General features: G+C 60.5%; 21 protein-coding genes and 1 pseudogene. 11 read left to right on the forward strand and 11 right to left on the reverse strand.

What is annotated here, in order from left to right; genetic code table 11:
* Nucleotides 1–290: 290 nt before the first annotated feature.
* Genes PV407_RS14790 through PV407_RS14800 form a run of 3 tightly spaced genes read left to right on the forward strand, consistent with a single transcriptional unit; the run spans nucleotide 291 to nucleotide 2,861 of the window.
* Nucleotides 291–689, forward strand: a complete 399-nt coding sequence (locus PV407_RS14790) for a hypothetical protein (RefSeq protein ID WP_332090695.1) — start codon at nucleotides 291–293, stop codon at nucleotides 687–689.
* A 4-nt stretch (nucleotides 690–693) separates the two neighbouring features.
* Nucleotides 694–1,290: a gluconate 2-dehydrogenase subunit 3 family protein gene (locus tag PV407_RS14795; protein WP_332090696.1), complete on the forward strand. Its 597-nt coding sequence runs from the start codon at nucleotides 694–696 to the stop codon at nucleotides 1,288–1,290.
* Entirely contained in the window at nucleotides 1,287–2,861 is a 1,575-nt protein-coding gene (locus PV407_RS14800; protein WP_332090697.1) for a GMC family oxidoreductase, read from the forward strand. Before PV407_RS14795 ends, PV407_RS14800 begins: the two co-directional genes overlap by 4 nt.
* Nucleotides 2,862–2,904: 43 nt before the next feature.
* Here the strand turns inward: PV407_RS14800 and PV407_RS14805 are convergent, their stop codons facing one another.
* Nucleotides 2,905–3,714, reverse strand: a complete 810-nt coding sequence (locus tag PV407_RS14805; RefSeq protein WP_332090698.1) for a helix-turn-helix domain-containing protein — start codon at nucleotides 3,712–3,714, stop codon at nucleotides 2,905–2,907.
* A gap of 169 nt (nucleotides 3,715–3,883) precedes the next feature.
* On the opposite strand from PV407_RS14805, the gene PV407_RS14810 reads away from it, so the two are divergent.
* The 3 genes from PV407_RS14810 to cysI all read left to right on the forward strand — a co-directional run bounded on the left by PV407_RS14810 (nucleotide 3,884) and on the right by cysI (nucleotide 9,351).
* Nucleotides 3,884–5,296 carry a sulfatase family protein gene (locus PV407_RS14810; RefSeq protein ID WP_332090699.1) on the forward strand — a complete coding sequence of 471 codons (1,413 nt, stop codon included), beginning with the start codon at nucleotides 3,884–3,886 and terminating at the stop codon, nucleotides 5,294–5,296.
* A gap of 464 nt (nucleotides 5,297–5,760) precedes the next feature.
* Complete coding sequence (locus PV407_RS14815; RefSeq protein ID WP_332090700.1) at nucleotides 5,761–7,593, forward strand: assimilatory sulfite reductase (NADPH) flavoprotein subunit; 1,833 nt, start codon at nucleotides 5,761–5,763, stop codon at nucleotides 7,591–7,593.
* A gap of 30 nt (nucleotides 7,594–7,623) precedes the next feature.
* A complete protein-coding gene (gene cysI, locus PV407_RS14820) occupies nucleotides 7,624–9,351 on the forward strand; it encodes an assimilatory sulfite reductase (NADPH) hemoprotein subunit (RefSeq protein ID WP_332090701.1) in 1,728 nt (575 codons plus the stop codon).
* 192 nt (nucleotides 9,352–9,543) lie between these two features.
* On the opposite strand, the pseudogene PV407_RS14825 reads toward cysI, so the two are convergent.
* Nucleotides 9,544–10,221 (reverse strand): annotated as a pseudogene (locus PV407_RS14825) (NAD(P)H-dependent oxidoreductase).
* A 139-nt stretch (nucleotides 10,222–10,360) separates the two neighbouring features.
* On the opposite strand from PV407_RS14825, the gene PV407_RS14830 reads away from it, so the two are divergent.
* Nucleotides 10,361–10,738, forward strand: coding sequence for a winged helix-turn-helix transcriptional regulator (locus tag PV407_RS14830; RefSeq protein WP_332090702.1), 378 nt, complete (start codon nucleotides 10,361–10,363; stop codon nucleotides 10,736–10,738).
* 19 nt (nucleotides 10,739–10,757) lie between these two features.
* Here PV407_RS14830 and PV407_RS14835 read toward each other — a convergent pair whose 3' ends face one another.
* From PV407_RS14835 to PV407_RS14865, 7 genes are all read right to left on the reverse strand, one after another.
* On the reverse strand, nucleotides 10,758–11,510 hold the full coding sequence (locus tag PV407_RS14835) for an amino acid ABC transporter ATP-binding protein (RefSeq protein WP_332090703.1): 753 nt from the start codon (nucleotides 11,508–11,510) through the stop codon (nucleotides 10,758–10,760).
* Nucleotides 11,507–12,217 (reverse strand): amino acid ABC transporter permease, encoded by a 711-nt coding sequence (locus tag PV407_RS14840; protein WP_332090704.1) that lies wholly within the window; start codon nucleotides 12,215–12,217, stop codon nucleotides 11,507–11,509. Before PV407_RS14840 ends, PV407_RS14835 begins: the two co-directional genes overlap by 4 nt.
* Nucleotides 12,218–12,235: 18 nt before the next feature.
* Complete coding sequence (locus tag PV407_RS14845; protein ID WP_332090705.1) at nucleotides 12,236–12,904, reverse strand: amino acid ABC transporter permease; 669 nt, start codon at nucleotides 12,902–12,904, stop codon at nucleotides 12,236–12,238.
* 39 nt (nucleotides 12,905–12,943) lie between these two features.
* Nucleotides 12,944–13,840, reverse strand: a complete 897-nt coding sequence (locus tag PV407_RS14850) for a transporter substrate-binding domain-containing protein (protein WP_332090706.1) — start codon at nucleotides 13,838–13,840, stop codon at nucleotides 12,944–12,946.
* 25 nt (nucleotides 13,841–13,865) lie between these two features.
* The gene (locus tag PV407_RS14855; protein ID WP_332090707.1) at nucleotides 13,866–15,224 is read right to left on the reverse strand and encodes an LLM class flavin-dependent oxidoreductase; all 1,359 of its coding nucleotides are present in this window, start codon (nucleotides 15,222–15,224) and stop codon (nucleotides 13,866–13,868) included.
* Nucleotides 15,221–16,402 (reverse strand): LLM class flavin-dependent oxidoreductase, encoded by a 1,182-nt coding sequence (locus PV407_RS14860; protein WP_332090708.1) that lies wholly within the window; start codon nucleotides 16,400–16,402, stop codon nucleotides 15,221–15,223. Before PV407_RS14860 ends, PV407_RS14855 begins: the two co-directional genes overlap by 4 nt.
* A gap of 90 nt (nucleotides 16,403–16,492) precedes the next feature.
* Nucleotides 16,493–17,338 carry a sulfurtransferase gene (locus tag PV407_RS14865; RefSeq protein ID WP_332090709.1) on the reverse strand — a complete coding sequence of 282 codons (846 nt, stop codon included), beginning with the start codon at nucleotides 17,336–17,338 and terminating at the stop codon, nucleotides 16,493–16,495.
* A 167-nt stretch (nucleotides 17,339–17,505) separates the two neighbouring features.
* Here PV407_RS14865 and PV407_RS14870 point away from each other — a divergent pair, with 167 nt between their 5' ends.
* Nucleotides 17,506–18,693, forward strand: coding sequence for a helix-turn-helix domain-containing protein (locus tag PV407_RS14870; RefSeq protein WP_332090710.1), 1,188 nt, complete (start codon nucleotides 17,506–17,508; stop codon nucleotides 18,691–18,693).
* On the opposite strand, the gene PV407_RS14875 is transcribed toward PV407_RS14870, so the two are convergent.
* Entirely contained in the window at nucleotides 18,680–19,207 is a 528-nt protein-coding gene (locus PV407_RS14875) for a hypothetical protein (RefSeq protein WP_332090711.1), read from the reverse strand. The two genes, PV407_RS14870 and PV407_RS14875, sit on opposite strands and share 14 nt — an antisense overlap.
* 221 nt (nucleotides 19,208–19,428) lie before the next feature.
* On the opposite strand from PV407_RS14875, the gene PV407_RS14880 reads away from it, so the two are divergent.
* Nucleotides 19,429–21,048 carry a glycoside hydrolase family 28 protein gene (locus PV407_RS14880; RefSeq protein ID WP_332090712.1) on the forward strand — a complete coding sequence of 540 codons (1,620 nt, stop codon included), beginning with the start codon at nucleotides 19,429–19,431 and terminating at the stop codon, nucleotides 21,046–21,048.
* Nucleotides 21,049–21,203: 155 nt separating this feature from the next.
* On the opposite strand, the gene PV407_RS14885 is transcribed toward PV407_RS14880, so the two are convergent.
* Complete coding sequence (locus PV407_RS14885) at nucleotides 21,204–22,046, reverse strand: helix-turn-helix transcriptional regulator (RefSeq protein WP_332090713.1); 843 nt, start codon at nucleotides 22,044–22,046, stop codon at nucleotides 21,204–21,206.
* 113 nt (nucleotides 22,047–22,159) lie between these two features.
* On the opposite strand from PV407_RS14885, the gene PV407_RS14890 reads away from it, so the two are divergent.
* Together PV407_RS14890 and PV407_RS14895 are read left to right on the forward strand one after the other, a co-directional pair.
* Complete coding sequence (locus PV407_RS14890; protein WP_332090714.1) at nucleotides 22,160–23,239, forward strand: dienelactone hydrolase family protein; 1,080 nt, start codon at nucleotides 22,160–22,162, stop codon at nucleotides 23,237–23,239.
* Nucleotides 23,208–24,872 carry a glycoside hydrolase family 43 protein gene (locus PV407_RS14895; protein WP_332090715.1) on the forward strand — a complete coding sequence of 555 codons (1,665 nt, stop codon included), beginning with the start codon at nucleotides 23,208–23,210 and terminating at the stop codon, nucleotides 24,870–24,872. Before PV407_RS14890 ends, PV407_RS14895 begins: the two co-directional genes overlap by 32 nt.

Here is a 24,872-nt window from a genome sequence, read left to right on the forward strand (position 1 = left end):
CCTCGCAGACTTCCAAGTCAGCATCATCCCCACGATATTCCCCTTAGCTGAACTTTTCTAATTCTTGTCAGTACGCCGAACTACGCCGGGGCTCGAAAGCTGCGGAGCGACAGATGGTCGCGGAAACGGTGCCGAACTAACTGCTCTGCGCGAAGCTCGCCTTTCAACCGTTTGGTTGAACATTTCGGCGGCAAGGAAAAACTTGCTGCCATATGCATCGTTTGGAATAGTTTTTCCATCGGATGGAAATAGTACAACCGAACATCCCGAACATGAAAAGAGGTTCCCGCATGAATTGGCCGAACTGGTCTTTGGACCGCATTGTCATTTTGTTCGTAAGCATCGCGTTTCTCGTCATCGGCGTGCAGGTGACGATGTTTCATTACCGGCAAAATTTCAACCATAAATCGATGTGGGCCCCCGTCATCGCCGCCCCGCTGTTTTTTATAGTCGGGCTTGCGCTCGTTTCGTATTACGCGGATTGGCTGCGGACGCTGTTTTTGGCGCTCATGTGGGTCGGCCTTCTCGCCGGGCTGGTCGGCTTCTACTACCATTTTCGCGGAGTGGGCGTTCGGGTCGGTGGCTGGGCTTTGCGCAATTTTTTGATCGGTCCGCCGATTACGCTTCCGCTCCTGTTTTCCGCGCTCAGCGTTCTCGGCTTGATCGCCCTGTATTGGAAGGTAGGGTGAGCGCGTGACGACGAAAAGAAGCCGTTACCCGTCCTTTGACGTGATGAAAGAGCGGGACGAGTGGGACGATCATACGCAAGCGATCGTGACGTCCCGGCTAAGCTCGAACGACCGGTACGAGTTTTTGACGCTCGTCGAGGCGGAAATGCTGCGCAGCATCTGTTCGCTGCTCGTCGACGACGAGAAGCAGGAAGTGCTCCGATTCATCCTCCGCCATATCGACGAAACGCTGCGGCAGCCGATCGGCGAAAGCGAGCGGAAGGCGGGCGTCCCTCCCGCCCCGGAGCTGATCCGCAGCGGGCTGAAGGCGATCGAGCGCGGCGTGCTGCTCCGGCACTCCACTACGTTCATGAGCCTGGACAAGCCGGAGCAAGCCGCCTACTTGCGGAAAATCAGCGAAAACGCCGCGGAGCCGAGCGAGGCATGGGCCGGCATCCCGCAGGAGCCGCTGTTCCGCAAGCTGTGCACGCTGACGATCGAGGCGTATTGCTCGCATCCGCGCATTTGGTCCGAGATCGGTTATGCCGGTCCCGCCTATCCGCGCGGTTACGTGCGAACGCAGCTCGGCCAATTGGACCCGTGGGAGGCGCAGCCGGAATGATCAAACGAAAATATGCGGGCGAAACGGCGGACGTCGTCATCGTCGGCGCCGGGGCGGCCGGTGGCGTGCTGGCGAAGGAGCTGAGCGAGGCCGGAATGAGCGTCGTCGTGCTGGACGCGGGGCCGATGCGCGATGCGCAGCGGGATTTTGCGAGCGACGAGCTGTCGATGAAACGGCTGGGCTGGCAGGATACGCGCATCGTGGACGGCGGCGACCCGCTGACGATGGGGCATAACAATTCCGGCCGCGGCGTCGGCGGGGGAACCGTTCATTTTACGGGCGTGTTTCTTCGCTTTCACGACGTCGATTTCAAAGCGAAAACGTTGGACGGCGTCGCCGACGACTGGCCGATCGGCTATGACGATTTGGAGCCGTATTATTCGCGGATCGAGAAAGAAATCGCCGTTTCCGGCCCGAAGCATTTTCCGTGGGGCAACTACCATGGCCCGTATCCGTACCCGGAACGCGAACCGCTCAGCCCGAACGCGTACATGTTCATGAACGGGTGCGACAAGCTGGGCATTCGCTCCTCGGTCGCTCCGCTGGCGATTTTGTCCGCGCCGTTCGAAGGGCGGCCGCCGTGCATCAATCGCGGATTTTGCAACCAAGGCTGCATGCCGGACGCCAAGTTCAGCACGCTGATCGTCCATATTCCGAAAGCGGTCAAGGCCGGAGCGGACGTGCTCCCCGACTGCATGGTGACGCAAATCGTCATGGGGGACGACGGCAGGGCGAAAGGCGTCGTGTTCGTACACGACGGCAAAACGTACGAGCAGAAGGCGAAGCTCGTCATCGTATCGGCGTACGTGGTCGAAACGCCGCGGCTGCTTCTCCATTCGGCGGACGCGCGCTTCCCGGACGGCCTCGCCAACAGCAGCGGGATGGTCGGCAAGTCGATCATGGTGCACAGCAGCAACGACGTATACGCCAAATTCGACGAAGAAATTCGGCTGTATAAAGGGACGCCCGTCCTGGCGACGACCCAGGAGTTTTATCGCACCGATCCGAATCGCGGCTTCGCCCGCGGATATACGCTTCATGCGCACGGCGCGAGGCCCGTCGAGTTTGCGAGCGGCGTCTCGAAGGCGAAGGGCGGACCGATCTGGGGCGAGCGTCTCAGGGAAACGCTGCTCGACTACAACTACTACGGAAGAGTGACGCTTGTAGGGGAAGTGCTGCCGAACCCGGCCAACTGCGTTACGTTGACCGACGAGAAGGACGAATACGGCATGCCGCGGGCGAAGGTGACGTTCGGCTACGGCGACAACGACCGGAAGCTGATCGACCACGCGGTCGGCCAAATGAGCTCGATTCTCGAGGCGGCGGGCGGAAAAGTCGAGTTCGTCGTTCCGGATACGGCACACATGATGGGCGGCTGCCGGATGGGCGACGATCCGCGCAGCTCGGTCGCCAACTCGTACGGGCAAACCCACGATATCCCGAACTTGTTCGTATGCGATGCGAGCCTGTTCGTCACGTCGGGCGGCGGCAATCCGACGAATACGGTCATGTCGCTGGCGCTGCGGACGGCGGATTACATTAAAGAGAAAGCGAAGAAGCTGGAGCTGTAACCGGCGGCCTTTATCCTCCAACGGGGATAAAGGCCGTTCGCGTTTACGGAACATCGGCGCTCCCGGCATCGGGCGAAGACGCCGCCCGCCGCGCGGCGAAAGCGGACGGAGACAGGCCCGTCACCTTTTTGAACGTGCGGTAAAAATACGACGTATCGTAAAAGCCGAGGTAGTCGGCGATTTCGGCTATCGTAAAATCGGTGCTGAGCAGCAAATTGCGCGCCTCCGCGATGCGCAGCTGCTGCATGTAATGGACCGGCGTTTGTCCCGTCGCTTCCTTGAACAGCGAAATCGTATAGTTCGGCGACCGCCGGATCAGCACGGCCAGCTCGCCGATCTGGAGCGGCCGGCGGTAATGCTCGCGGATATGACGCTGCAGGATGTCGGCGAGCCGCCATTTCGTCGGGGACATGTCCGTCGTCTCCGCTTCGCGGCTCGCGATGCCGACGAGCTCCTGCAAAATGCCGGCGGCTATGAATTCGTGCATCGGCCGTTCTTCCCGCATTTCGCGGTGCAGCGCTTCGAACCGTTTGGCGGCGTCATCGAAGCCGCGAATCCGTTTGATCGCAAACCGGCCGGCATCGAACAAGGGGACGGTGCCGGGGGGGAACGAATGGCTGAACAGCGCCGAATATTTGCGATGAGGATGCGGTCCGTCGTTTTCCGCGCCTCGAAACGTTCCTTTCGGAATGAAGACGAGATCGCCTTGCTCGGCGACGATTTTCGCCCGATTGATCGAATAAATCAGCCTTCCGTGTACGACGAGGACGAGGATATTGTACGCCACGGCGACCGGAGCCATGCGCCAGTTCGGAATCATGTCGTCGTAAAAGGCGGATCGTAGCATCAGCATGCCGGCAGCAGTCCTTTCCAGTCGCATTCGTCGTTTCTATCGTAGCATGAGACGGGCCGCTTTACGATGTGATTTTGTACATCGAATCGGAGAATCGTACATGGCTCGCGACGGGCGGGCTTCGATATAATGGGGTGAAAGCGCGAACGATGGAAGGAGAGCGAACGGAATGGAACCGAAAGCCGGGAGACGCCCCAACATTTTGTTCATCATGAGCGACGATCACGCCGCCCACGCGATGAGCTGCTACGGCAGCCGGATCAACAGCACGCCGAATATCGACCGGATCGCGGACGGGGGCATGCGCCTCGACAACTGCTTCTGCACGAACAGCATTTGCACGCCGAGCCGGGCGTCGATTTTGACGGGAACGTACAATCATATCAACGGCGTCAAGACGCTTTCCGACCGGCTGGACGGCCGGCAGCTTACGGTATCCAAGCTGCTGAAGCAGCACGGCTACCAAACGGCGATCATCGGCAAATGGCATCTCGGCCACGGCGGGGACAGCGATCCGACCGGCTTCGACTTTTGGAGCGTGCTGCCGGGGCAGGGCGACTACCACGACCCTGCTTTCATCGAGATGGGCGAGCGGATCGCCGTTTCCGGCTACGCGACCGACATCATTACGGACAAGTCGATCGACTGGATCGCGGGGCGGGACAAGGACAAGCCGTTTTTCCTCATGTGCCATCACAAGGCGCCGCATCGGCCGTGGATTCCGGATGCCAAGCACGCGCACCTGTACGAAGAGATCGACATTCCGGAGCCGGAGACGTTCGACGACGATTATTCGAACCGGGCGAGCGCCGCCGCCGCCGCGGAGATGCGGATCGACCGCGATTTGACGAAGCGGGACTTGAAAACGGATCCCCCCGGGCGTTTGGAAGGGGCCGCGCTGAAAAGCTGGAAATATCAGCGGTATATCAAAGATTATTTGCGCTGCGTCGCATCCGTCGACGACAATGTGGGGCGGCTGCTCGACTACCTGGATGAAGAAGGGCTGGCAGACGATACGATCGTCATTTATACGTCGGATCAAGGCTTTTTCCTCGGCGATCACGGCTGGTACGACAAACGGTTCATGTACGAGGAGTCGCTGCGAATGCCGTTCGTCATCCGGTATCCGCGCGAAATCGCGCCCGGGAGCGTAAGCAAGCGGATGGTGCTGAACGTCGATTTCGCCCCGATGTTTCTCGATTACGCGGGCATCGCCGTCCCCGAGTCGATGCAAGGGGTCAGCTTCCGCCCGATCCTTCGCGGCGAACACCCGGCGGGATGGCGCACGTCGATGTACTACCGGTACTGGATGCATTTGTCCGAGCATAAAGTGTACGCCCATTACGGCGTCCGGACGGAGCAGTACAAGCTCATTTATTACTACGCGGACGCGCTCGGCACCGCGGGCTCCGAGGATATCCCGATGCCCCCCGAGTGGGAGCTGTTCGATCTGAAAAAAGATCCTTACGAAATGATCAACGTATACGACGATCCGGACTACGCCCGCGTGGCGGAACTGTTGGAGCAAGAGCTGTACCGGCTGCAGGACGAAGTGAAGGACGAAAGGTACGTGCGGGCTTAAGGTTGAGGGCTGCAAGTCGGGCAGGATCAAAACGGAACCGGCCATTCGCATGAGCGGATGCCGGTTTCTTTATGTTTGTATTCCAGTTACTTATACTGGAGAAATGTAAACTTCCGATGCCGTTCCGGGCCGTTTACGGAGCGATCATCGTGGAACAATTCGACAAGGTGCTGGACGGATCGGCAACGGTCGACGAAGCGCTGAAGCCATGCAGGAGCGGGAACAGGCGGCGCTGGACGCGGTGCTCGCCTCCGAACCGCAGGCGAAGGCGCCCGGGTCCCCGGCGGAATAATCCGCGGGGACTTTGCTTTTATCAGGAATCCTGATAAATCCTATAAGATCATTCTAATTGACCCGCTCCGCTTGAAATGGTAGGGTTCAAGGGAAGGAATAATGGATGCGAATACTAGGATTTCGCATTTTGTCGATTCATGCGGAAAACGGAGCGGACGGAGAGGATCGAGTTGGAACTTCGAATGACGAACAGTCCTTTTAACCAGGAGCAGGCCGATTTGCTCAATCGGCTGCTGCCTACGCTTACGGAAGGACAGCGCATCTGGCTGAGCGGCTATCTCGCCGCGCTGCAAGGGGGGGCGGCGGCGAACGGCGCGCCGGCTGCGGCGCAGGCGGCGTCGGCCGATGCGGGAGCGGCTGCGGTGAAGGAAGCGACCGTGCTGTTCGGCTCGCAAACCGGCAACTGCCACGGATTGGCCAAAAAGCTGAGCAAAAAGCTGGAGGAGCGCGGCTTTACGGTGACGCTCTCCGCGATGAGCGATTTCAAAACGAACAATTTGAAAAAAACGCAATATTTGCTCGTGCTGGTCAGCACGCACGGGGAGGGCGACGCGCCGGACAACGCCGTGCAGTTTTACGAGTTTTTGCACAGCAAGCGGGCTCCGCGGCTTGAGGATACGCGGTTTTCCGTGCTGGCTCTCGGCGATACGTCGTACGAATTTTTTTGCCAGACGGGCAAAGATTTCGATAAACGGCTGGAGGAGCTCGGCGCCAAGCGGATCGTTCCGCGCGTCGATTGCGACGTCGATTTCGACGAGCCTGCGGCGGGTTGGATGAACCAAGTGATCGAGACGCTGAGCGCGTCTGCGGCGGCATCGTCCGGCGCGGCCGTAATCGGCGGCGCTGCGACCGCGTCCGCTACGGCGGCGGAATCGGAATATTCGCGGACGAACCCGTTCATGGCCGAAGTTCTCGAAAACTTGAACTTGAACGGACGCGGCTCGGCGCGCGAAACCCGCCACATCGAATTGTCGCTCGAAGGTTCGAATCTGCAATACGAGCCGGGCGACAGCCTGGGCGTCTACCCGGAAAATCATCCCCGTCTCGTCGACGAGCTGATCGAGGCGATGGGCTGGAACGCCGACGAGCGCGTTCCCGCTCCGAAAAACGGCGAGACGGTTTCGCTGCGCGAAGCGCTGCTCCGCCATTACGAAATTACGGTGCTGACGAAGCCGCTTCTGGCCAAAGCGCAGGAGCTTACCGGAAACGACAAGCTGAAGGAGCTGCTGGAGGCGGGCTGCGAAACGGAGCTGAAGGCGTACATTGCCGGACGGGATCTGCTCGATCTCGTTCAGGACTACTCGCTGCGGGGAATCCCGGCCGCATCGTTCGTCTCGATCCTGCGCAAATTGCCGGCAAGGCTGTACTCGATCGCGAGCAGCTCGAAGGCGTCGCCGGACGAGGCGCACATCACCGTTCGCGCGGTTCGCTACGAGGCGGGCGGCCGCGACCGGTACGGCGTCGCCTCCGTCCATTTGGCGGAGCGGGTGCAGCCCGGCGATACGGTGCCGGTGTTCATTCAGCACAATCCGAACTTCAAGCTTCCGGAGCATCCCGACACGCCGATCGTCATGATCGGACCGGGAACGGGCGTCGCTCCGTTCCGGGCGTTTATGGCGGAGCGGGCGGAGACGGGAGCGGGCGGGAAAAGCTGGCTGTTTTACGGGGACCAGCATTTCTCCACCGACTTCCTGTACCAGACCGAATGGCAGCGACTGCTGAAGGACGGCGTGCTGACGCGGATGGACGTCGCCTTTTCCCGCGATACGGACCGCAAAGTGTACGTGCAGCACCGGATGCTCGAGAAGAGCCGGGAGCTGTACGCATGGCTGCAGGAAGGCGCGTACGTGTACGTCTGCGGCGACGAGAAGAAGATGGCGCACGACGTCCATGCGGCGCTCGCCACCATTCTCGAGCAGGAGGGCGGACTCGCCCCCGAGGAAGCCGAGCAATATTTGATTCGCATGCAGCAGCAGAAACGTTATCAGCGGGACGTGTATTGATCCCGAAGATCGCAGGGAGGAGAAGCAAGCATGTCCGACAACAATTTGCTTTCGCCGAATAGCGCGCCGCACAGCGAGGTCGAGCATATTAAGCGGAGCAGCAACTATTTGCGGGGCAGCCTGGAAGAGACGCTGCTGGACCCGATCACCGGATCGATCCCCGAGGACGATAACCGGCTGATGAAATTTCACGGCAGCTACATGCAGGACGACCGGGATTTGCGAAACGAGAGGCAAAAGCAAAAGCTCGAGCCGGCTTACCAGTTCATGCTGCGCGTCCGCGCCGCGGGCGGCGTCGTCACGCCGGAGCAATGGCTTACGGTCGACCGCCTCGCCTGTCAATACGCGGGCGAAACGATTCGGCTGACGACCCGGCAGTCGTTCCAGCTGCACGGCATCATCAAGTGGAACCTGAAAAAGACGATCCGCGAAGTGAACGACGCGATGCTCAGCACGCTGGCCGCCTGCGGCGACGTGAACCGCAACGTCATGTGCAACCCGAACCCGTACCAGTCCGAGGCGCACGGCGAAGTGTACGAGTGGGCCCGGCAAATCAGCGAGCATCTCAATCCGCGGACGAGGGCGTACTTCGAAATTTGGCTGGACGGCGAAAAGGTGCTGGACAGCCAGGACAGCGAAACGGAGCAGGAGCCGATTTACGGACCGGTGTACTTGCCGCGGAAATTTAAAATCGGGGTCGCCGTCCCGCCTTCGAACGACGTGGACGTATTTTCGCAAGACCTCGGGTTTATCGCCATTTTGAACGACGACGGCAAGCTGCAGGGGTTCAACGTGACGGTCGGCGGCGGCATGGGCATGACGCACGGCGATCCGAAAACGTATCCCCAGGTCGCCCAGGTGATCGGCTTCTGCAAGCCGGAGCAGGCGGTCGACGTGGCGGAGAAGACGGTGACGATCCAGCGCGATTACGGCGACCGCGCGGTACGGAAGCACGCCCGTTTCAAATATACGATCGACGACCGCGGCATCGATTGGTTTATCGGAGAGCTGCACAAGCGGCTCGGCTGGGAGCTGGAGGCGGCGCGTCCGTACCATTTCGAGCATAACGGGGACCGGTACGGCTGGGTGAAGGGCAGCAACGGCAAATGGCATCTCACCCTGTTCATCCAAAACGGCCGGGTCAAAGACATCGGCGATCATATGCTCATGACCGGCTTGCGGGAAATCGCCAAAGTGCATACGGGGGATTTCCGGCTGACCGCCAACCAGAACCTGATCATCGCCAACGTCACGGCGCAAAAGAAGAAAAAGATCGAAGAGCTCGCGAAGCAGTACGGGCTGACCGACGGCGCCCATCATACCGCCTTGCGGCGCAATTCGATGGCGTGCGTCGCCCTTCCGACGTGCGGGCTGGCGATGGCCGAATCGGAGCGGTATTTGCCGGAGCTGCTCGACAAAATCGAACCGATCATCGTCGAGAACGGGCTGCAGGAAGAAGATATCGTCATCCGCATGACCGGCTGTCCGAACGGATGCGCACGGCCGATGCTGGCGGAAATCGCGTTTATCGGCAAGGCGCCGGGCAAATACAACATGTACTTGGGCGGCGGGTTCGCCGGCAACCGGCTGAACAAGCTGTACAAGGAAAATATCGGCGAAACGGAAATTTTGGAGTCGCTGCGGCCGATCATCGGCCATTATGCGAAGGAACGCAACGAAGGCGAGCATTTCGGCGATTTCGTCATTCGCGCGGGCTATGTGAAGGAAGTTCGCTGCGGGCAAGAGTTTCATGCGTAAGCGGTCTTTCGGGACCGCTAGGCGAACCGATGCGGTGAAGGAAGGCCGCAGATAGCGGACGTTCGGGACCTTTATTTTCGACCGGCGAACCCTGTTTGGGTTTTGTCTCTCGAAAAGTCGGTCCCGAACGTCTTTTCTCTGCCATTATTCGCGGCATCCTTTTATGTGCGGCAGCAGGAATCGCGACGACGCTTACCGGATCCACTCCACGACTTGTTCCGTCGTACGCCGTGTCTTTTCGCGAGGCTCGCGCAGTCTGTAGCCGAACGCGACCATGCAGGAAATCCCGAAATGGTCGGGGTCCATCACGCCCTCTTCAACGAGGATCCGCTCAATCGGAGCTTTCTCGAACCCTTCGATCGGACAAGAGTCGATTCCGATCTGAGCGGCCGCGGTCATCATATTGCCCAGAGCGATATACGTTTGCCGGCAAGCCCATTCGAACATTGCCCGCTTGTTGTCCTCCAACGCAAAGTCGGATTTCAAAAATTTGTCGTACGCGTTTCCTTTGCCTTCCGCAACTTCGTCGGGCAAACGCTGCACGTTTTTCATCATATCTCGAATGTAGTCCGAATCCGCGGCCATATCTTGCGGCAATCGGGACAAAATCAGAACGAAATGGCTTGCCGTCGGGAGCTGCTTTCGGGCCCCCCAGGCGTGTTCGCGCAGCTTTTCGCGAAGGGCGGCATTTTGGACCACCACAAATTTCCACGGCTCGAAGCCGAACGAGCTTGGCGACAAGCGTCCCGTTTCCAAAATAAATTCGAAATCGGAATCGCTTATTTTTTTGCTGCTGTCAAATTCCTACGTGGCGTGTCTGAACGTATAGGCGGTCAAAATTTCTTCCTTCTTTTCTGCAGCATTGATCATGTGTAACGCTCCTCTTTGGCATCGGATATTGACGGGCGCCCGCTATGCTCCTAATAATAAAATAATGCACTCTTTTTTAAAAGTACGCACATTAATGTGATATACGATCAAAAATGATACCTGGAGGGAGGCGACCCGCGTGCGAAACCGAAAAGGCGGATTCGGACTATGTCCCGAAGGAAAAGATGCGGCTTGCCCGGTGGAATATACGCTGGACGTAATCGGAGGGAAATGGAAAGGCGTTCTGTTATATCATTTGATGGACGGCAAAAAGCGGTTTAACGAATTCCGACGCATCTGTCCGGGGATTACCCAGCGAATGTTGACGCTTCAACTGCGCGAGCTGGAAGAGGACGGCGTGATTAGCCGCAAAGTTTATCCGGAGGTCCCTCCGAAGGTGGAATATTCGCTTACCGATTTCGGCAAAACGCTGATTCCGATCATTATGCTTATGAGGGAATGGGGGCAGGAATATCAAAAGAACGCCCGCCCTCCGATCGAATCCAATCCGTTGTAATCGGGCAATGAACGGCCCTTCATATCGAATAGTTCAATTCCGGCCGAATCCGATTGAGGAACTGTTTGGTTCGCTCCTCCTTCGGAGTCTGGAAAAGCTCGTTCGGTTTGCCCTGTTCGACGATTACGCCGCCGTCCATAAACACGACATGGCCGGCGACGTCCTGGGCGAAGCCCATCTCGTGGGTCACGATGATCATCGTGATCCCTTCCTTGGCGATGCCGCGGATGACCGACTGCACCTCGCCGACCAGCTCCGGATCGAGCGCCGAAGTCGGCTCGTCGAGCAGAATCACCTCCGGGTTGAGCGCCAGCGCCCGCGCGATGCCGACTCGCTGCTGCTGCCCGCCGGACAGCTGCGACGGATACGCATCCAGCTTGTTCCCGAGTCCGACCTTGTTCAGCAGCCCGACGCTTCGGACTCTCGCTTCCCCCCGGGCCAGCTTCTTGACGACGACCAGCCCTTCCATCACGTTTTCCAATGCGGTCATATGCTTGAACAAATTGTACTGCTGGAACACCATCGCCGTCTTCCGGCGGAGCCGCAGAATATCCTTTTTCCCCGCACGCTTGCAGTCGACGGAGAAATCGCCGACGGAGATGATGCCCTCATCGGGCTTCTCCAAATAGTTCAAGCAGCGCAGCAGCGTCGTTTTGCCCGAGCCGCTCGGCCCGAGAATCGCGACGACCTCGCCCTTTCGCACGGTTAGATCGATCCCCTTCAGCACCTGGTTTCGGCCGAACGATTTCGTTATATTCGATAAGGCGATCATAGGGACATTCTCCTTTCATGGCGGCTGAACCTGCTCTCCAGCCAGGCGAACCCTCTCTCGCAGAACCAGCATAGGACCCAGTAAACGACCGAAGCGGCCGCATACATTTCCAGGTACCGGTAGCCTTCGCCCGCAACGATTTTCGCCTGGGCCATAATCTCGACGACTTTGATCGCGAAGGCGAGTGAGGTTCCTTTGATCAGATTGATAAAAATATTGCCCAAATTCGGGAGCGCGACGACAATGGCCTGCGGGGCCACGATTCGCAGCAGACCTTGCGTTGTCGTCATCCCGACGGACAGCGCCGCTTCCATCTGGCCGGAATCCGTCGCGCCGAGCGCTCCCCGGATGACCTCCGACTGATAAGCCGCCGAGTTGAGCGTAAACGCGAACAGCGCGACGCCGAGCGGAGACAGCTCCTGCAGCGGCAGCCGCCATCCCCATTCCTGGTGCAGGAAGTCGATCACAAGCGGAGTTCCGTAGAACGCGACATAAATTTGCACGAGCAGCGGGGTGCCGCGGACGAAGGACACGTACAGGGCGCCTAGCTTATCCAGTACCGGCACCCGATACAATCTGCACAGGGCGACGATCGAGCCGAGCAGCGTACCGAGCAGCATCGAGACGACCGCCACCAGCATCGTCGCGGGCACGCCCTTCAGCACTTGCGGAAATTGTTCGATCGCGAACCGCCAATCAAAGTCCATGCGGACGCCCTCCTTTCCTTACCCCGACAGGCCGACACGGCCTTTGCGGAAACGCTTCTCCAATCGCCCGAACCCTCGCTCGATCGCGATGCTCAGAGCCCAATAAATGAGCGAAACGATCATATACATCCGGAAGCTGTTCGCGCCGTAGTTGTTGCCCAAAATGATCTGTACCTGCCCCATCATGTCGGCGATGCCGATGGAGAAGGCAAGCGACGTTTCCTTCAACAAAATCAATACGTTGTTGCCCAAATTCGGAATGGCGATGCCGAATGCCTGCGGCAGCACAATCCGTCTCAGCGTTTGGCCGCGGCTCATGCCGATGCTGTATGCCGCCTCCTGCTGACCGACGCCGACCGCAAGGTAAGCCGACCGGATGACCTCGGAGAAATAGGCGGCGCTGTGCAGCGCGAACGTGACGACCGCGAAAACGAGCTTGTCCCAGTCGTTCACGTCGACGCCGAATACGGCGAACAGCTGCGGCAAACCGTAGTAGACCAGGAACAGCTGAACGATCGTCGGGGTGCAGCGCATGAACGAGATGTAAAACGTCGCGATGGCGTACGGGATCGGTCTGCGCTGAATGCGGACGACGGCGAGGCCGAAGCCGAGCAGAAGCCCGAACAGGAGCGACAGCAGCATAATCGTGAGCGTAACCGGAAGCCTTTCGGCGATTCGTTGGATCAAAGATAGCGTAGTGTCCCACCCGGATGCGTTCATGACCGATTAACCGTCTTTCCGGAACCGATAGCCCTGCTGAACATACTCCAAACTTTTGTACACGTCGACCCGGAACCATTTTTCCGACAGCTTCGGCAGCGTGCCGTCCCGGATCAGCTCCGCCGTCGTCTCGTCGATTTTCCGGGCGAGCTCCGTCTGGTTTTTGTTAAACAGCAAGTAGACCGGCTCCTTCGATATGACTCCGCCAATTTTCAAGTTCAGATTGAGCTTCTTCACGGCGTCTTCGAAATGGACGACGTTCAAAAAATGCGCGTCGTACTTGCCCGACTCGACCAGCTTCAAATCGTCGGCGGGAGTCGTTTTCTCCACGTCCTCGATCTTGATTTCTTTGCCGGGATGCTTCAGATTATAGTCCTTCAGGATGTAGCGGAAACCGGATACCGGAGTCATCGGGACCAGCTTCTTGCCGACGAGATCGTCCAGCGTCTTGATATCGTTTCGTTCCGGCTTGACCGCGAGCGCCGTAATCGAGTAGCCGAACTCCTGCTGAGGGTACAAATATTTTTTTTCGCGTTCCGGATTTTTGAACCAGAAGTTCGCGGCGAACGCATATTTGCCGGTATCGGTTCCGATCAATTGACTTTCGTTGTCGACGGACTCGTACTCGAATTTGTATTCCGGCAGCTTCTTCTCCAGCTCCTTCAAGTAGTCGATCATGAAGCCGGCCGGCTTGTTGTTCTCGTCCAAATAGCTGAAGAGCGGCACCGGTACGGTGTTTAACGCCGCTTTGATCACTTTGGGCGCACCGCCGCCGGAGGACGCCGAGCCGGCCGAGCCGCTCGCGGATGGTTGGGTTGACGCTTGCCCGCAGGCTGTAAGAATCGATAAAAGCAGCAGAACGGCGAGCGGCAAATGAAGACGTCTGCGGATGATGGTTTGCATGGTGGTTCCTCCCCCGATAAATCGTTTAGATGGAAGCTTGCGAATGCAGCCCCGACAGGCGGTTGACCGGCCGGGCGAGGCCGAGATGGTCGCGCAGCGTACGGCCCGCATACTCGGATCGGTACCGGCCCTTCCGCTGCAAAATCGGCACGACGTGATCGACGAACTCCGCCAGCCCGCGAAAGTAATGGGACGGCATAATATTGAAGCCGTCGCACGCTCCTTCGTCCAGCCACTCCACCATCATGCTTGCCAGTCGCTCGGGTGTGCCGGTAAACGTATGATGTCCTCCCGCGGAAACGACGTGGCGGCTCATTTGCAGGATCGTCGGCTTTTCCCGTTCCCCCAGATCCTTCAGCAGCTGAAGCCTGCTTTTTTTGCTGTTGTTGGACTCCGGATCGATTTCCCAATAAGGAAACGGAGCGTCGAGCGGGTAAGACGACAAGTCGATGTCGATCGTACCGGACAACGTTTTGACGGCGATTTCCGGAAGGACGAGCTCGTTGAACCGCTCTTCGCGTTCCTTCGCCTCTTGTTCGGTCGAGCCGAGAATCGGTGCGAGCCCCGGCAAAATATGAAGCTGCTCGGGCTTTCGTCCGTACGGCGCGAGCATCCCTTTAAGCTTCGCGTAGTAAGCCCGGGCGTCATGCAGATTGTCTTGGGCGGTGAACACGACCTCCGCCTTCCGCGCCGCGAATTGCATCCCGCTGCCCGAGGACCCCGCTTGAAACAGCACCGGATGGCCTTGAATCGGGCGGGGAACATAGGAAGAGCCGCTAAAGGCGAAAAATTCGCCGTTATGCCCGATATCGCGCACCTTGCCGGGATCGACGAATCGGCCGGCTCGTCGGTCGGCCAGCACCGCGTCGTCCTCCCAGCTGTCCCAAAGCTTCATCGCGACCTCTACGAATTCGTCGGCGCGCCGGTACCTTTCGGCATGATCCATATGAGCTTCTTTGCTGTATTGGGAGGCGATACGGGGATCCTGCGAAGTGACCATATTCCAGCCGGCCCGGCCCCCGCTCAGATGATCCAGCGTCGCGAGTCTGGATGCGATATGGAACGGGTCGTTGTACGTCGTGGACAACGTGGCGGTCAATCCGATGCGCTCCGTCGCGGAAGCCATCGTCGACAGCAAGGTCAACGTATCCGGTGTCGGGATCGGGCGCTCCTCCGCAACCTTTCCGTTCTGTTCGCCGATCGCGATTTGCTCCAGCACCAAAATCGTGTCGAATTTCCCTCTTTCCGCAAGTTTGGCGAATTCCCGGTAAAACGTAACGTCGAGCATCCGGCCGGCTTCCGTTTCGGGATGGCGCCATCCGACCGTTTGCTGGCCGGTATTCAACAGAAACACGCCCAGATGAAGCTGTTTCGCTCCGCTCATAGCCGCACCTCCTCCCGAGTGGGCCGCCCGCGAGGCACCCGGAGCCCCAGACGGTCCCGCAGCGCAGCTTCCTCGTATTGTTCGCGAAACAACCCTTTGCGCCGAAGCAGAGGGACGACTTGATCGACGAGCTCCTCGAGCCCGCCGGGCAGCAAAGCCGGCTGAATGTGAAACCCGTCGCTGCCGTAGGCGAGAAACCACGCTTCCAGCCGGTCCGCCAGCTGCTCCGGTGTCCCGACGAACGGCTGCGCTCTCCCCGGTTCGGCAGCCTTTCCCCCCTCGGGCATCGCAAGCTCGGCGAGTTCGGCCGCACGGCTTCGGGCTTCCGCTTCGGTCGATCCGAGAATCGGCGTCACGACGGCCAGCACCTTCGCGCTATCGGGGGAGCGCCCCTTTCCCGCAATACGCGTTTGGAACGTCTTGTAGAAATCGACGGACTCTTCGAGGGATCGGGTCGAGGCGAATACAAGCTCCGACGTATCGACATCCGTGTCGTCCGGGCGATCGTCTCCGCCGTACAGTCCGATTCGGACCGGATGCCCTTGCGGAGAGCGCGGTATGCTTAAAGGTCCCCGTACCCGGAAGTAGTTCCCGGCATGGCGAATCAAATGCACTTTATCCGCATCGATATAACGCCCCGAGGCTCTGTCGATTATAACCGCGCCGTCCTCCCAGCTGTCCCACAGACGAGCGGTGACCTGCAAAAATTCCTGCAGCCGGGCAAGCTTCTCGGGCCGCGACAGCTCCGGCGGGCCGCCTCGAAGTCGTCTGGGCTCCAAATCGACCGCGGTGCCGGCCAGCCACGCCAGCCTGCCGCCGCTGAGATGATCCAGAGCGGACAATTGACGAGCGACGGCGAACGGTTCGATGACGGATGTCGATACGGCGGCGCCGAGCCCGATATGCTCCGTCACCGAGGCGAGCGCCCCGAGCAGGGTGAAGGGCTCGAGCAATAAACCGGGTTCGCTTCCCGCCAACCGTTGACGTTCGCCGACCGCCGTTAGGTCCAGAAACAGCAGATCGAGCTTGCCGCGTTCGGCGGTCTGCGCAAGCTTGTAATAGTAGGAAGGATCGACCAATCGATCCGCCTCGGCCCGGGGATGTCGCCAGCTCCCCGGGTGATAGCCGGCCCCTTGTAACGCTACCGTAAGATGCATCTGTCCCGATCGATGACTCATTGTTGTTCACGACTCCTTTCTTTGGATGCAAAAAAGGCCAAGACCGTCGCGACTCGCGCATTGTGACGATCTTAGCCTCCGGCTGTCCGGTCAGCTATTCGATTCCGGTTGTGTTTCGATCGGATGGTCCGGGTACGTGATCCAATCGCTCCAGCTCCCGCCGTACAGCTTGACGTTCGCGTATCCGGCTTCCGTCAGGGCGAGAACGTTCGCGCATGCGGTGACGCCGGACCCGCAATAGACGACGATTTCTTTAGCCGGATCGAGCGCCCGGAAATGCTCCTGCAGCTCCGCCGGCTCCCTCAAAGCTCCTTCCGCGGTAAAGACGCTTTTCCAATCGTAATGGACCGCGCCCGGGATATGGCCGGCCGCCTTGTCGATCGGTTCCTCGATCCCGAGATATCTTCGCGCATCGCGCGAATCGACGAGTATCGCGGCCTCGTCCCCCAATCTCCGTCTGACCTGCGCCGCGTCCACAAGCCAATTGTGCCGAAGCCGCGGAACGAACGTTTCGGCGGGGCGGGACCGGACTTCCGTCTCGAGCGGATATCCGCGACGGATCCAGCCGCCGTAGCCGCCGTCCAGCACATAGACTTGCGTGTGACCGTAATAGTTCAATATCCACCAAAGTCGCGACGCCATGGCGCCTCCTTGATCGTCGTAGGCGACAACGGTCGAGGCCCCGCCGATCCCGGCAGCCCCGAGCTTGGCGGCGAGCCGCTCCGCTTCGGGCAGCGGATGCCTTCCGCCGTGGATGCCGATCGGACCGGACAAATCCCGCTCCAGATCGAAATAAACCGCTCCCGGCAAATGACCGTTCTCATACGAGAGCTTGCCCGCCGCCGGATCGCCGAGCACAAATCGGCAGTCGGCGATTGCCAAGTCCGGATCGCGCAGCCGTTCGCGGAGCCATTCCGCGCTTACTGTGTTCGACAAATCGATCCTTCCTTTCCTCATTAGCCGATAACGGCGTTGATATCTTTCTATTCTTATCGTTATACTAGGAATAACGATGCTGCTTGTCAACGATTTGACGAAAATAAGTGTGGAATGACCATTATTGACGATAATGCCCATTATTTTACAATGCGGGGGATTCGATCGTGCTCAAAGACCAATTTCAATATATATCGATTCGAGAGGTGATGGAACAACTGGACGTCAGCCGCTCGACGGTCGATCGCTGGCGCAAAACCAAACAGATGCCCAGCGTCAAGATCGGGAAAGAAATTTACTTCGACAAAAACGAGCTGCAGCGCTGGTACCGCGGCTTGAGCCGGATGCGGCGCGTTCCCGAGGACGCCCCGCCGGTCTTGGCGATCACGGTCGGGTATACGCCCGTTTCGACGCATATGTGGAGTCCGATCGTCATCAAGGAGTTGGGGCTGTTCGAGCAGGAGCTCGGTCGCATTCGGCCGAGCGACCGGATCGATGTCCGGTGGCATCGCGCCAAGGACGGCATGGAGCTCGTGAAAGGGATGCTGGCCGGGCAAATCCAAATCGCCACCTTCGGCGATTATGCCTTGTCCGTATGCCGGCTGCTGAGCCAAATCATGCCCGACTTCCATCCCGTTCTGCTCGCGGCCGGAGGGAAATCCCCGAGAGGGGGCGGATTCGCGTTCGTCGTGCCGAACGGGACCGTTCTGAACGATTTGTCCGAGCTCGCCACGCTCCCCATCGCAACCACCTTTCGTACGAATGCGGAGTACCGGTTAAGAAAGCTGCTGGAATCCCATCGCTTGCCGGAGCTGAACATCATCCACCGTTCGATCGACGACAGCATCGAGAGCTTGCGTCAAGGCAGATTGAACGCGACGATGATGTGGGAGCCTTATTTAAGTCTCGTTCGGCACGAGGGGATCGGCATTGCGGTCTTTCAGCGCGAGCTCGCCTCGGGCCTTTTGGCCGGCGTGGCCGCCGACGAACGTTGGGTTCTCGCCCACGAGGATGTAACCGTGGCCTACATGAAGGCGCATTTGCTCGCCGGCCGTTTGTTTCGCGAGGAGCCTTATCGGGCCGCGCCGGCGATAGCCAAAGAAACCGAGTGGCCCGTTGAAGCGGTCATCCGCTCGATCTCGAACGTTCGGTGGGACGCGGCCTTGTACCGGAACGACTTGAAGCTGCTGAATCATGTCGATCCGGCCTTTTATTTGGGGTATAACGCATCTCCGTCCGATATCCGGGTGCCGTATTCCGTCAAATACCTTCGAATCGCCGCACAGGAGCTGAAGCTGCCGGTGCCTCCTCCCGCGCCGCTCGAAGGCGAATGGCATGGCGCTATCTGTTATTGACGTCGATCCGTTCGATGCCGATCGCGATTTTGCTGTGCTTGAACAATTTGACCGTATACGTATGTCCTTTCTCCAGCCGAACGTACTCCTTGAACACCTCGTACGTGCTTCCGTCGGCAAACCGCACTTGGTCTCCGCCGCGTCTCGGATCCCATCGGTCCGCTACGGTCGCTTTCGTCGTGACGGGTCCTTGTGCGATGTCGAGCACGGTTCCGCCGAGCAGAACGGCGATATAGAGCAGCATGCTGGCGAATACGGCGGCGAATAAGAGGTTATACCCTTTCGGGTAGCGTCGACGTTTCGCCAGGCGGACGACATACGGCGTCAAAAAGCTGAAAAACAACAGCGCGGCGCATCCGATGCCGAGCTGGGTCCAAAGGACGAGACGTTCGTCCGCCGAATACGCCGCCGCGATCGCCGCGCTGCCGGCAAGCCAGATCGCCGCCGCGCCGATGCGGGCGGCGTTTCTTTTTTTCCGGTACCATTTTCGGTTGTCCGGGGTCGGGAATGACAACGGGGTGCGCTCCTTTCTTGCCGCGATGTACGATTACAGTATACATGAATACGGCGCATCGCCCGCGAAAGTTTCGCCCCGCAGAACGGGAAGCCGCCGGTCCGGCTCGGCAAAAGGACATATAAAGTCAATTTACGGCGAAAATGGACGATCCGGTGCAAGTAAAATAGTGGTTCCATGTTCTATAATAGGGGCGTTCAGAGCGGAAGGGAGAGCAAAGGATGAGCATACGGATCGAACAGACGGGGAAGGAGCGCCTTGCCATGCCGATCGTTCAGCTTCCGCAAATACCGGAGGCAAGCTTTCGGATTACGGACTACGGCGCCGTCGGCGACGGCCTCCACAGCAATACGGAAGCGTTTGCCCGGGCGATTCGGGCGTGCTCCGAAGCCGGGGGCGGACGGGTCGTCATTCCGCCCGGCATATGGCTGACCGGGCCGATCGAGCTGCGCAGCCGGATCGAGCTGCATGCGGAAGCGGGGGCGCTCATCCGGTTCAGTACCGATTTCGACGACTACCCGCTCATGATGTCCAGCTACGAAGGCAGCGAATCGTTCCGCTGCCGCTCCGGTCTGGACGGCGAGCGTTTGCACGACGTGGCGATTACCGGCCCGGGCATTTTCGACGGCGGAGGCGAGGCGTGGCGGCCGGTCAAAAAAGCGAAGCTGACCGCGGGCGAGTGGAGCAAGCTGGTCGCGTCCGGCGGCGTCGTCGATGAAGCGGGCGGCATGTGGTGGCCGTCCGAAGCCGCGATGAACGGCGCGGAGATCGTGGCCCGCCTGCGCCGGGAGAAGCGGACGGACATCGCCGCCTATCGCGAGGTGCGCGACTATTTGCGGCCGGTGCTGCTCAGCCTGCGCCATTGCCGCAGGGTGCTGCTGGAAGGGCCGACGTTTCAAAACTCGCCGGCCTGGTGCCTGCATCCGTGGGCGTCCGAGCATATTACCGTTCGCGGCGTTACGGTCCGCAATCCGTGGCATTCGCAAAACGGGGACGGGCTCGATCTCGATTCGTGCCGGTTCGCGCTGGTCGAAAACTGCACGTTCGACGTCGGCGACGACGCGATCTGCCTGAAATCGGGCAAGGACGCCGCCGGCCGTGCGTTGGGCAAGCCGTGCGAGTTTATTACGGTGCGCGGCTGCACCGTCTATCACGGCCACGGCGGCTTCGTCATCGGCAGCGAAATGTCCGGCGGCGTCCGCGACGTGACGGTGTCGGACTGCACGTTTATCGGCACCGACATCGGCCTTCGGTTCAAAAGCGCGAGAGGGCGCGGCGGCGTCGTCGAACGGATCCGGATCGAACGGATTCGGATGCTCGGCATCAAAGCGGAAGCGGTATCGTTCCATTTGTTTTACGAAGGGAAGGAAGGGTCGGGCGAAGCGGGCAAAACGCCGGTACCCGTCTCGGAGGAGACGCCCGTCTTCCGGGATATCCGGATCGGGGACGTTTGGTGTGCGGGCGCCGAAACCGGCCTGCTCGTCAACGGGCTGCCGGAAATGCCGCTCGAGCGATTGACGATCGACGGCTTCCGCTTTTCCGGCAAGCGTGGGGCGCGGTGCGCGAACGCGGCCCGCATGACGCTGCGGAACGCGCACATCCGCACAAGCGGCGGACCGCTCGTCGTCTTGGACGACTGCGTCGGCGCGCGGATCGAGCGGCTGTCCGGCGAGAGCGGGAGCGGGAGCGGGAGCGGGAACGGCGGCGATGGCGGCTGCCTGCTGCGCGTTTCCGGCCCGCGGTCGGACGGCATCGTCTGCCGCGGGCTGGAGCCGCCCCCGTTCGGGCGGACGCTCGAGCTCGCGCCGGAGGTGAAGGCCGGCCGCGTGCGGACGGAATGACGCCCGCCCTGCGGTTGCCGACCGCCGTCATGCGGCGAATCGCCGCGCGCCGGGAGCTTCGGCGCCGCTCCGGCTCGACCGTTATCCGGCTGTCGGGAGCCCGCGCATTCGGCTTCGGCGCGCGCGGCTTGTCCCGCCGCCGACGCAAGGGCGTGTCAGCTGTGCTTGCGGTACCGGAGCGGGGAGAGGCCGGTTTGCTTTTTGAAAATCCGGTTGAAATGGGCGATATGCTCGAAGCCGACCTGCTCGGCGATCGCCTGCACTTTGTCCTTCGTCTGCTTCAGCCGTTTCTCGGCCTCGCGGACGCGCACCACTTGAATGTATTCGCGGAAATGGAAGCCGGTCAGCTTGACGAAGACGCGGCTGAGGTAAGAAGGGCTGATGTAAAACGTTTTGGCGACCGATTCGAGCGTGATCGGCTCGGGATAATGCTCGTGGATATAGGCGGCGATTTCCGATATTTTTTGGTGCATCGGATGGGCGTCCGCCTGCGGGGACGGCCGATGCTGCTGCCGTTCCGCCCGCCGGATGCAGACGAGCAGCTCGAGCAGCGAAGCGCGGACGCAAATGTCGTAGTCCGGCTGCCGTTCTTCGCATTCCGCCATCATTTGCAGCAGCAGCCGCTCCACGCGCGCCTGTTCCTTGATGGAGAAGCGGATCAGGCCGGAACGATTGGCGGACAGCAGGTCGGACGCGCGGGCTCCCGGGTCGGCCAGAAACGGCGCCGAGACGTGGATGAGCACCCGCTCGAACTCGAGCACCTCCGAGCTGGCCGTCGAATGAAGGTCGCCGGGGCTGACGAAGACGAGATCGCCCTTCCGGACGAGATAGACGCTGCCGTTCATGAAGTAAACCCGTTCCCCGCTGAGCAAATAATACAGCTCGTAAAAATCGTGGACGTGCGGGCGCGGCATCTTCGAATAGCCGGACCGTTTCATCCGTTGGATGGAGAAGGCGGCGTCGTCGATTTCGTATTTGGGCGGGGTATCGGGTATCATCGGGGACGTTCTCCTTTCGATATCGCAAATTAAATCAATTTTTTCACGAATTGAAGCGAGAATCAAGACGCTTTTAACTTTACCGAACCGAAAATGTAAACGGAGGGGTAGTTATGCAGGGACCGGAGCATGTGCTGCGGCAATTGTCGCAAGGGCGCATTCGTTCGGACGAGCTCGGGCCGGACGCCGCCGACTGGCCCGGCTGGCGGGAGCGGCTCGCCGGGCGATTCGCGCAGCGGCTCGGCGGGTTTCCGGAGCGAGGGAAAGAGCCGGACCCGTCGCATACCGTGACGGAGCGGACGCGGAAAGACGGCTACGTGCGCGAGAAGGTCGAAGTGACGACGTATGCCGGCGTGCGGATGCCGATGTACGTTCTCGTTCCCGACGGAGCGAAGCCGGGAACGCCCGCGGTCGTCGCCTGCCACGGCCACGGGTACGGCAGCAGGGAAATCGTCGGGCTGGAGCCGGACGGCTCCGAGCGGGCGGGCGATCCGACGCTGCACCGCGATTTCGCGGTGGAGCTCGTCCGGCGCGGCTTCGTCGTCGCGGCGCCGGAGCTGCTCGGCTTCGGCGACAGGCGATTCCCCGAGGACAAGGCGGCCGGCCCGAAGCAAAGCTCGTGTCTGCGGCTGTCGGTCCATCTGCTCATGCTCGGGATGACGATCGCCGGAGTGCGCATGTACGAAACGATGCGCGCGATCGACTACTTGCAGTCCCGAGGCGACGTAAATCCGGCGCGCATCGGCTGCATGGGCATTTCCGGCGGCGGACTCGTCGCCGGATTTACCGCCGCGCTGGACGAGCGCGTGAAGGCGGCCGTCGTCAGCGGCTACGCGAATACGTTCGCGGACAGCGTTTTGACGAGAGCCCACTGCGTGGACAACTACATTCCCGGCGTGCTGCTCGACGCGGAAATGCCGGACCTGCTCGGCCTGATCGCGCCGAGGGCGCTGCTGATCGAGTCCGGGGCCCGGGACCAGGTGTTTCCGGCGGAAGGCGCGGTCAAGGCGTACGAGCGGCTCGGCCGCATTTATGCGGCGGCGGGAGCGGGCGATAAGCTCGAGGCCGATTTTTTTGCCGGCGGACACGAAATCAGCGGCGCGAAATCGTACGATTGGCTGTGGAAGACGCTTGCGCGCGACGATGAAGGAGGAAACGAAGATGAGCATAACCGATCGATTGTCAAGCCGTGAGCCGTGGGTGTCCGACCAGGGAGACGGCACGTTCGCGAACCCGGTGCTGCATGCCGATTATTCCGACCCGGACGTCGTAAAGGTCGGCGGCGATTTTTATATGACCGCCTCCAGCTTCGGCCATATTCCGGGGCTGCCGATTTTGCGCTCGAACGATTTGGTCAACTGGAGGCTGATCGGTCACGCCATCCGCCGGATGGAGCTGCCCGGCTACGACAAGCCGCAGCACGGAAACGGGGTATGGGCGCCGAGCATCCGGCATCATGACGGGAAGTTTTGGATTTTTTACGGCGATCCGGACGTCGGCATCTTCATGACGACGGCGGTCGATCCGGCCGGGGAATGGTCTCCGCCGCATCTCGTTCACGCAGGCAAAGGCTTGATCGACACGTGCCCGTTCTGGGACGACGACGGTCGGGCGTATCTCGTGCACGCCTACGCGAACAGCCGGTGCGGGATCAAGCACAAGCTGCGCGTTTGCCGCATGTCGCCGGACGGCACGCGGCTGCTGGACGAAGGGGCGATCGTCTACGACGGCGAGCGGGACCATCCGACGCTGGAAGGACCGAAGCTGTACAAGAAGGACGGCTATTATTACATTTTCGCTCCCGCCGGCGGCGTGGCGACCGGCTGGCAGGTCGTGTTCCGCTCGAAAAGCGTGTTCGGTCCGTACGAGGACAAAATCGTGCTGCGCCAGGGCGATACCCCCGTCAACGGTCCGCATCAGGGCGGATGGGTCGAGCTGGATTCGGGGGAATCGTGGTTTCTGCATTTCCAGGACAAAGGAGCGTACGGCCGCATCGTCCATCTGCAGCCCGTCCGTTGGCGCGACGGCTGGCCGCTGATGGGCGAAGATCGCGACGGGGACGGCGTCGGCGAACCGGTCCTGCGCATGCGGAAGCCGAATGTCGGGCGCTCGTATCCGATCGAGACGCCGGCCGCTTCGGACGAGTTCGACGCGGCGGAGCTCGGGCTGCAATGGCAGTGGCAGGCGAATCCGCAGGAGAGCTGGTACCGACTCGAAGAGAGGCCGAGCCATCTGCGGCTGTATGCCGTACAGGCGCCGCACGATGCGCCGGGCTTGTATATGGCTCCGCAGCTGCTGCTGCAAAAGTTTCCCGCGCCGTCGTTCGAGGCGACGGCCAAGCTGGACGGATCCCGGCTTGCCGCCGGCGAACGGGCCGGCATCGTCGTGTTCGGCTACAGCTACGCGACGCTGAGCGTCCTGCGCACCGCGGACGGCGCCGGCGGCCTGGCCGTCAGCCTGACGGTCGGCGACAAGGAGGGCGAGAGCGAGCTGTGGCGGGAGAAGACGGCGCGGAACGGAAACGGAAGCGGGGGTGGCGTCAGCGTCGGCAATGAAGAAGCGGACGGGGGCGGCGACTCCGGCGCGCTGTACCTGCGCGTGACCGTGACGGAAGGCGCGCGCTGCGCGTTCGCCTGGAGCGCGGACGGCGTGTCGTTCCGTCCGGCGGAAGCGCCGGTGTTCGAGGCGCGGAAAGGCCATTGGGTCGGCGCCAAAACCGGGCTGTTCGCGATCTCCGGGCAGCGCCCCGCCTCCGCGGTCGGCGGATACGCCGACGTCGATTGGTTCCGCGTATCGGCGGTCGAAGAACGGTCGAAGGGGGAATAA

This window comes from Paenibacillus sp. GYB003, from assembly GCF_036577625.1.
Lineage (GTDB): Bacteria > Bacillota > Bacilli > Paenibacillales > NBRC-103111 > Paenibacillus_AB.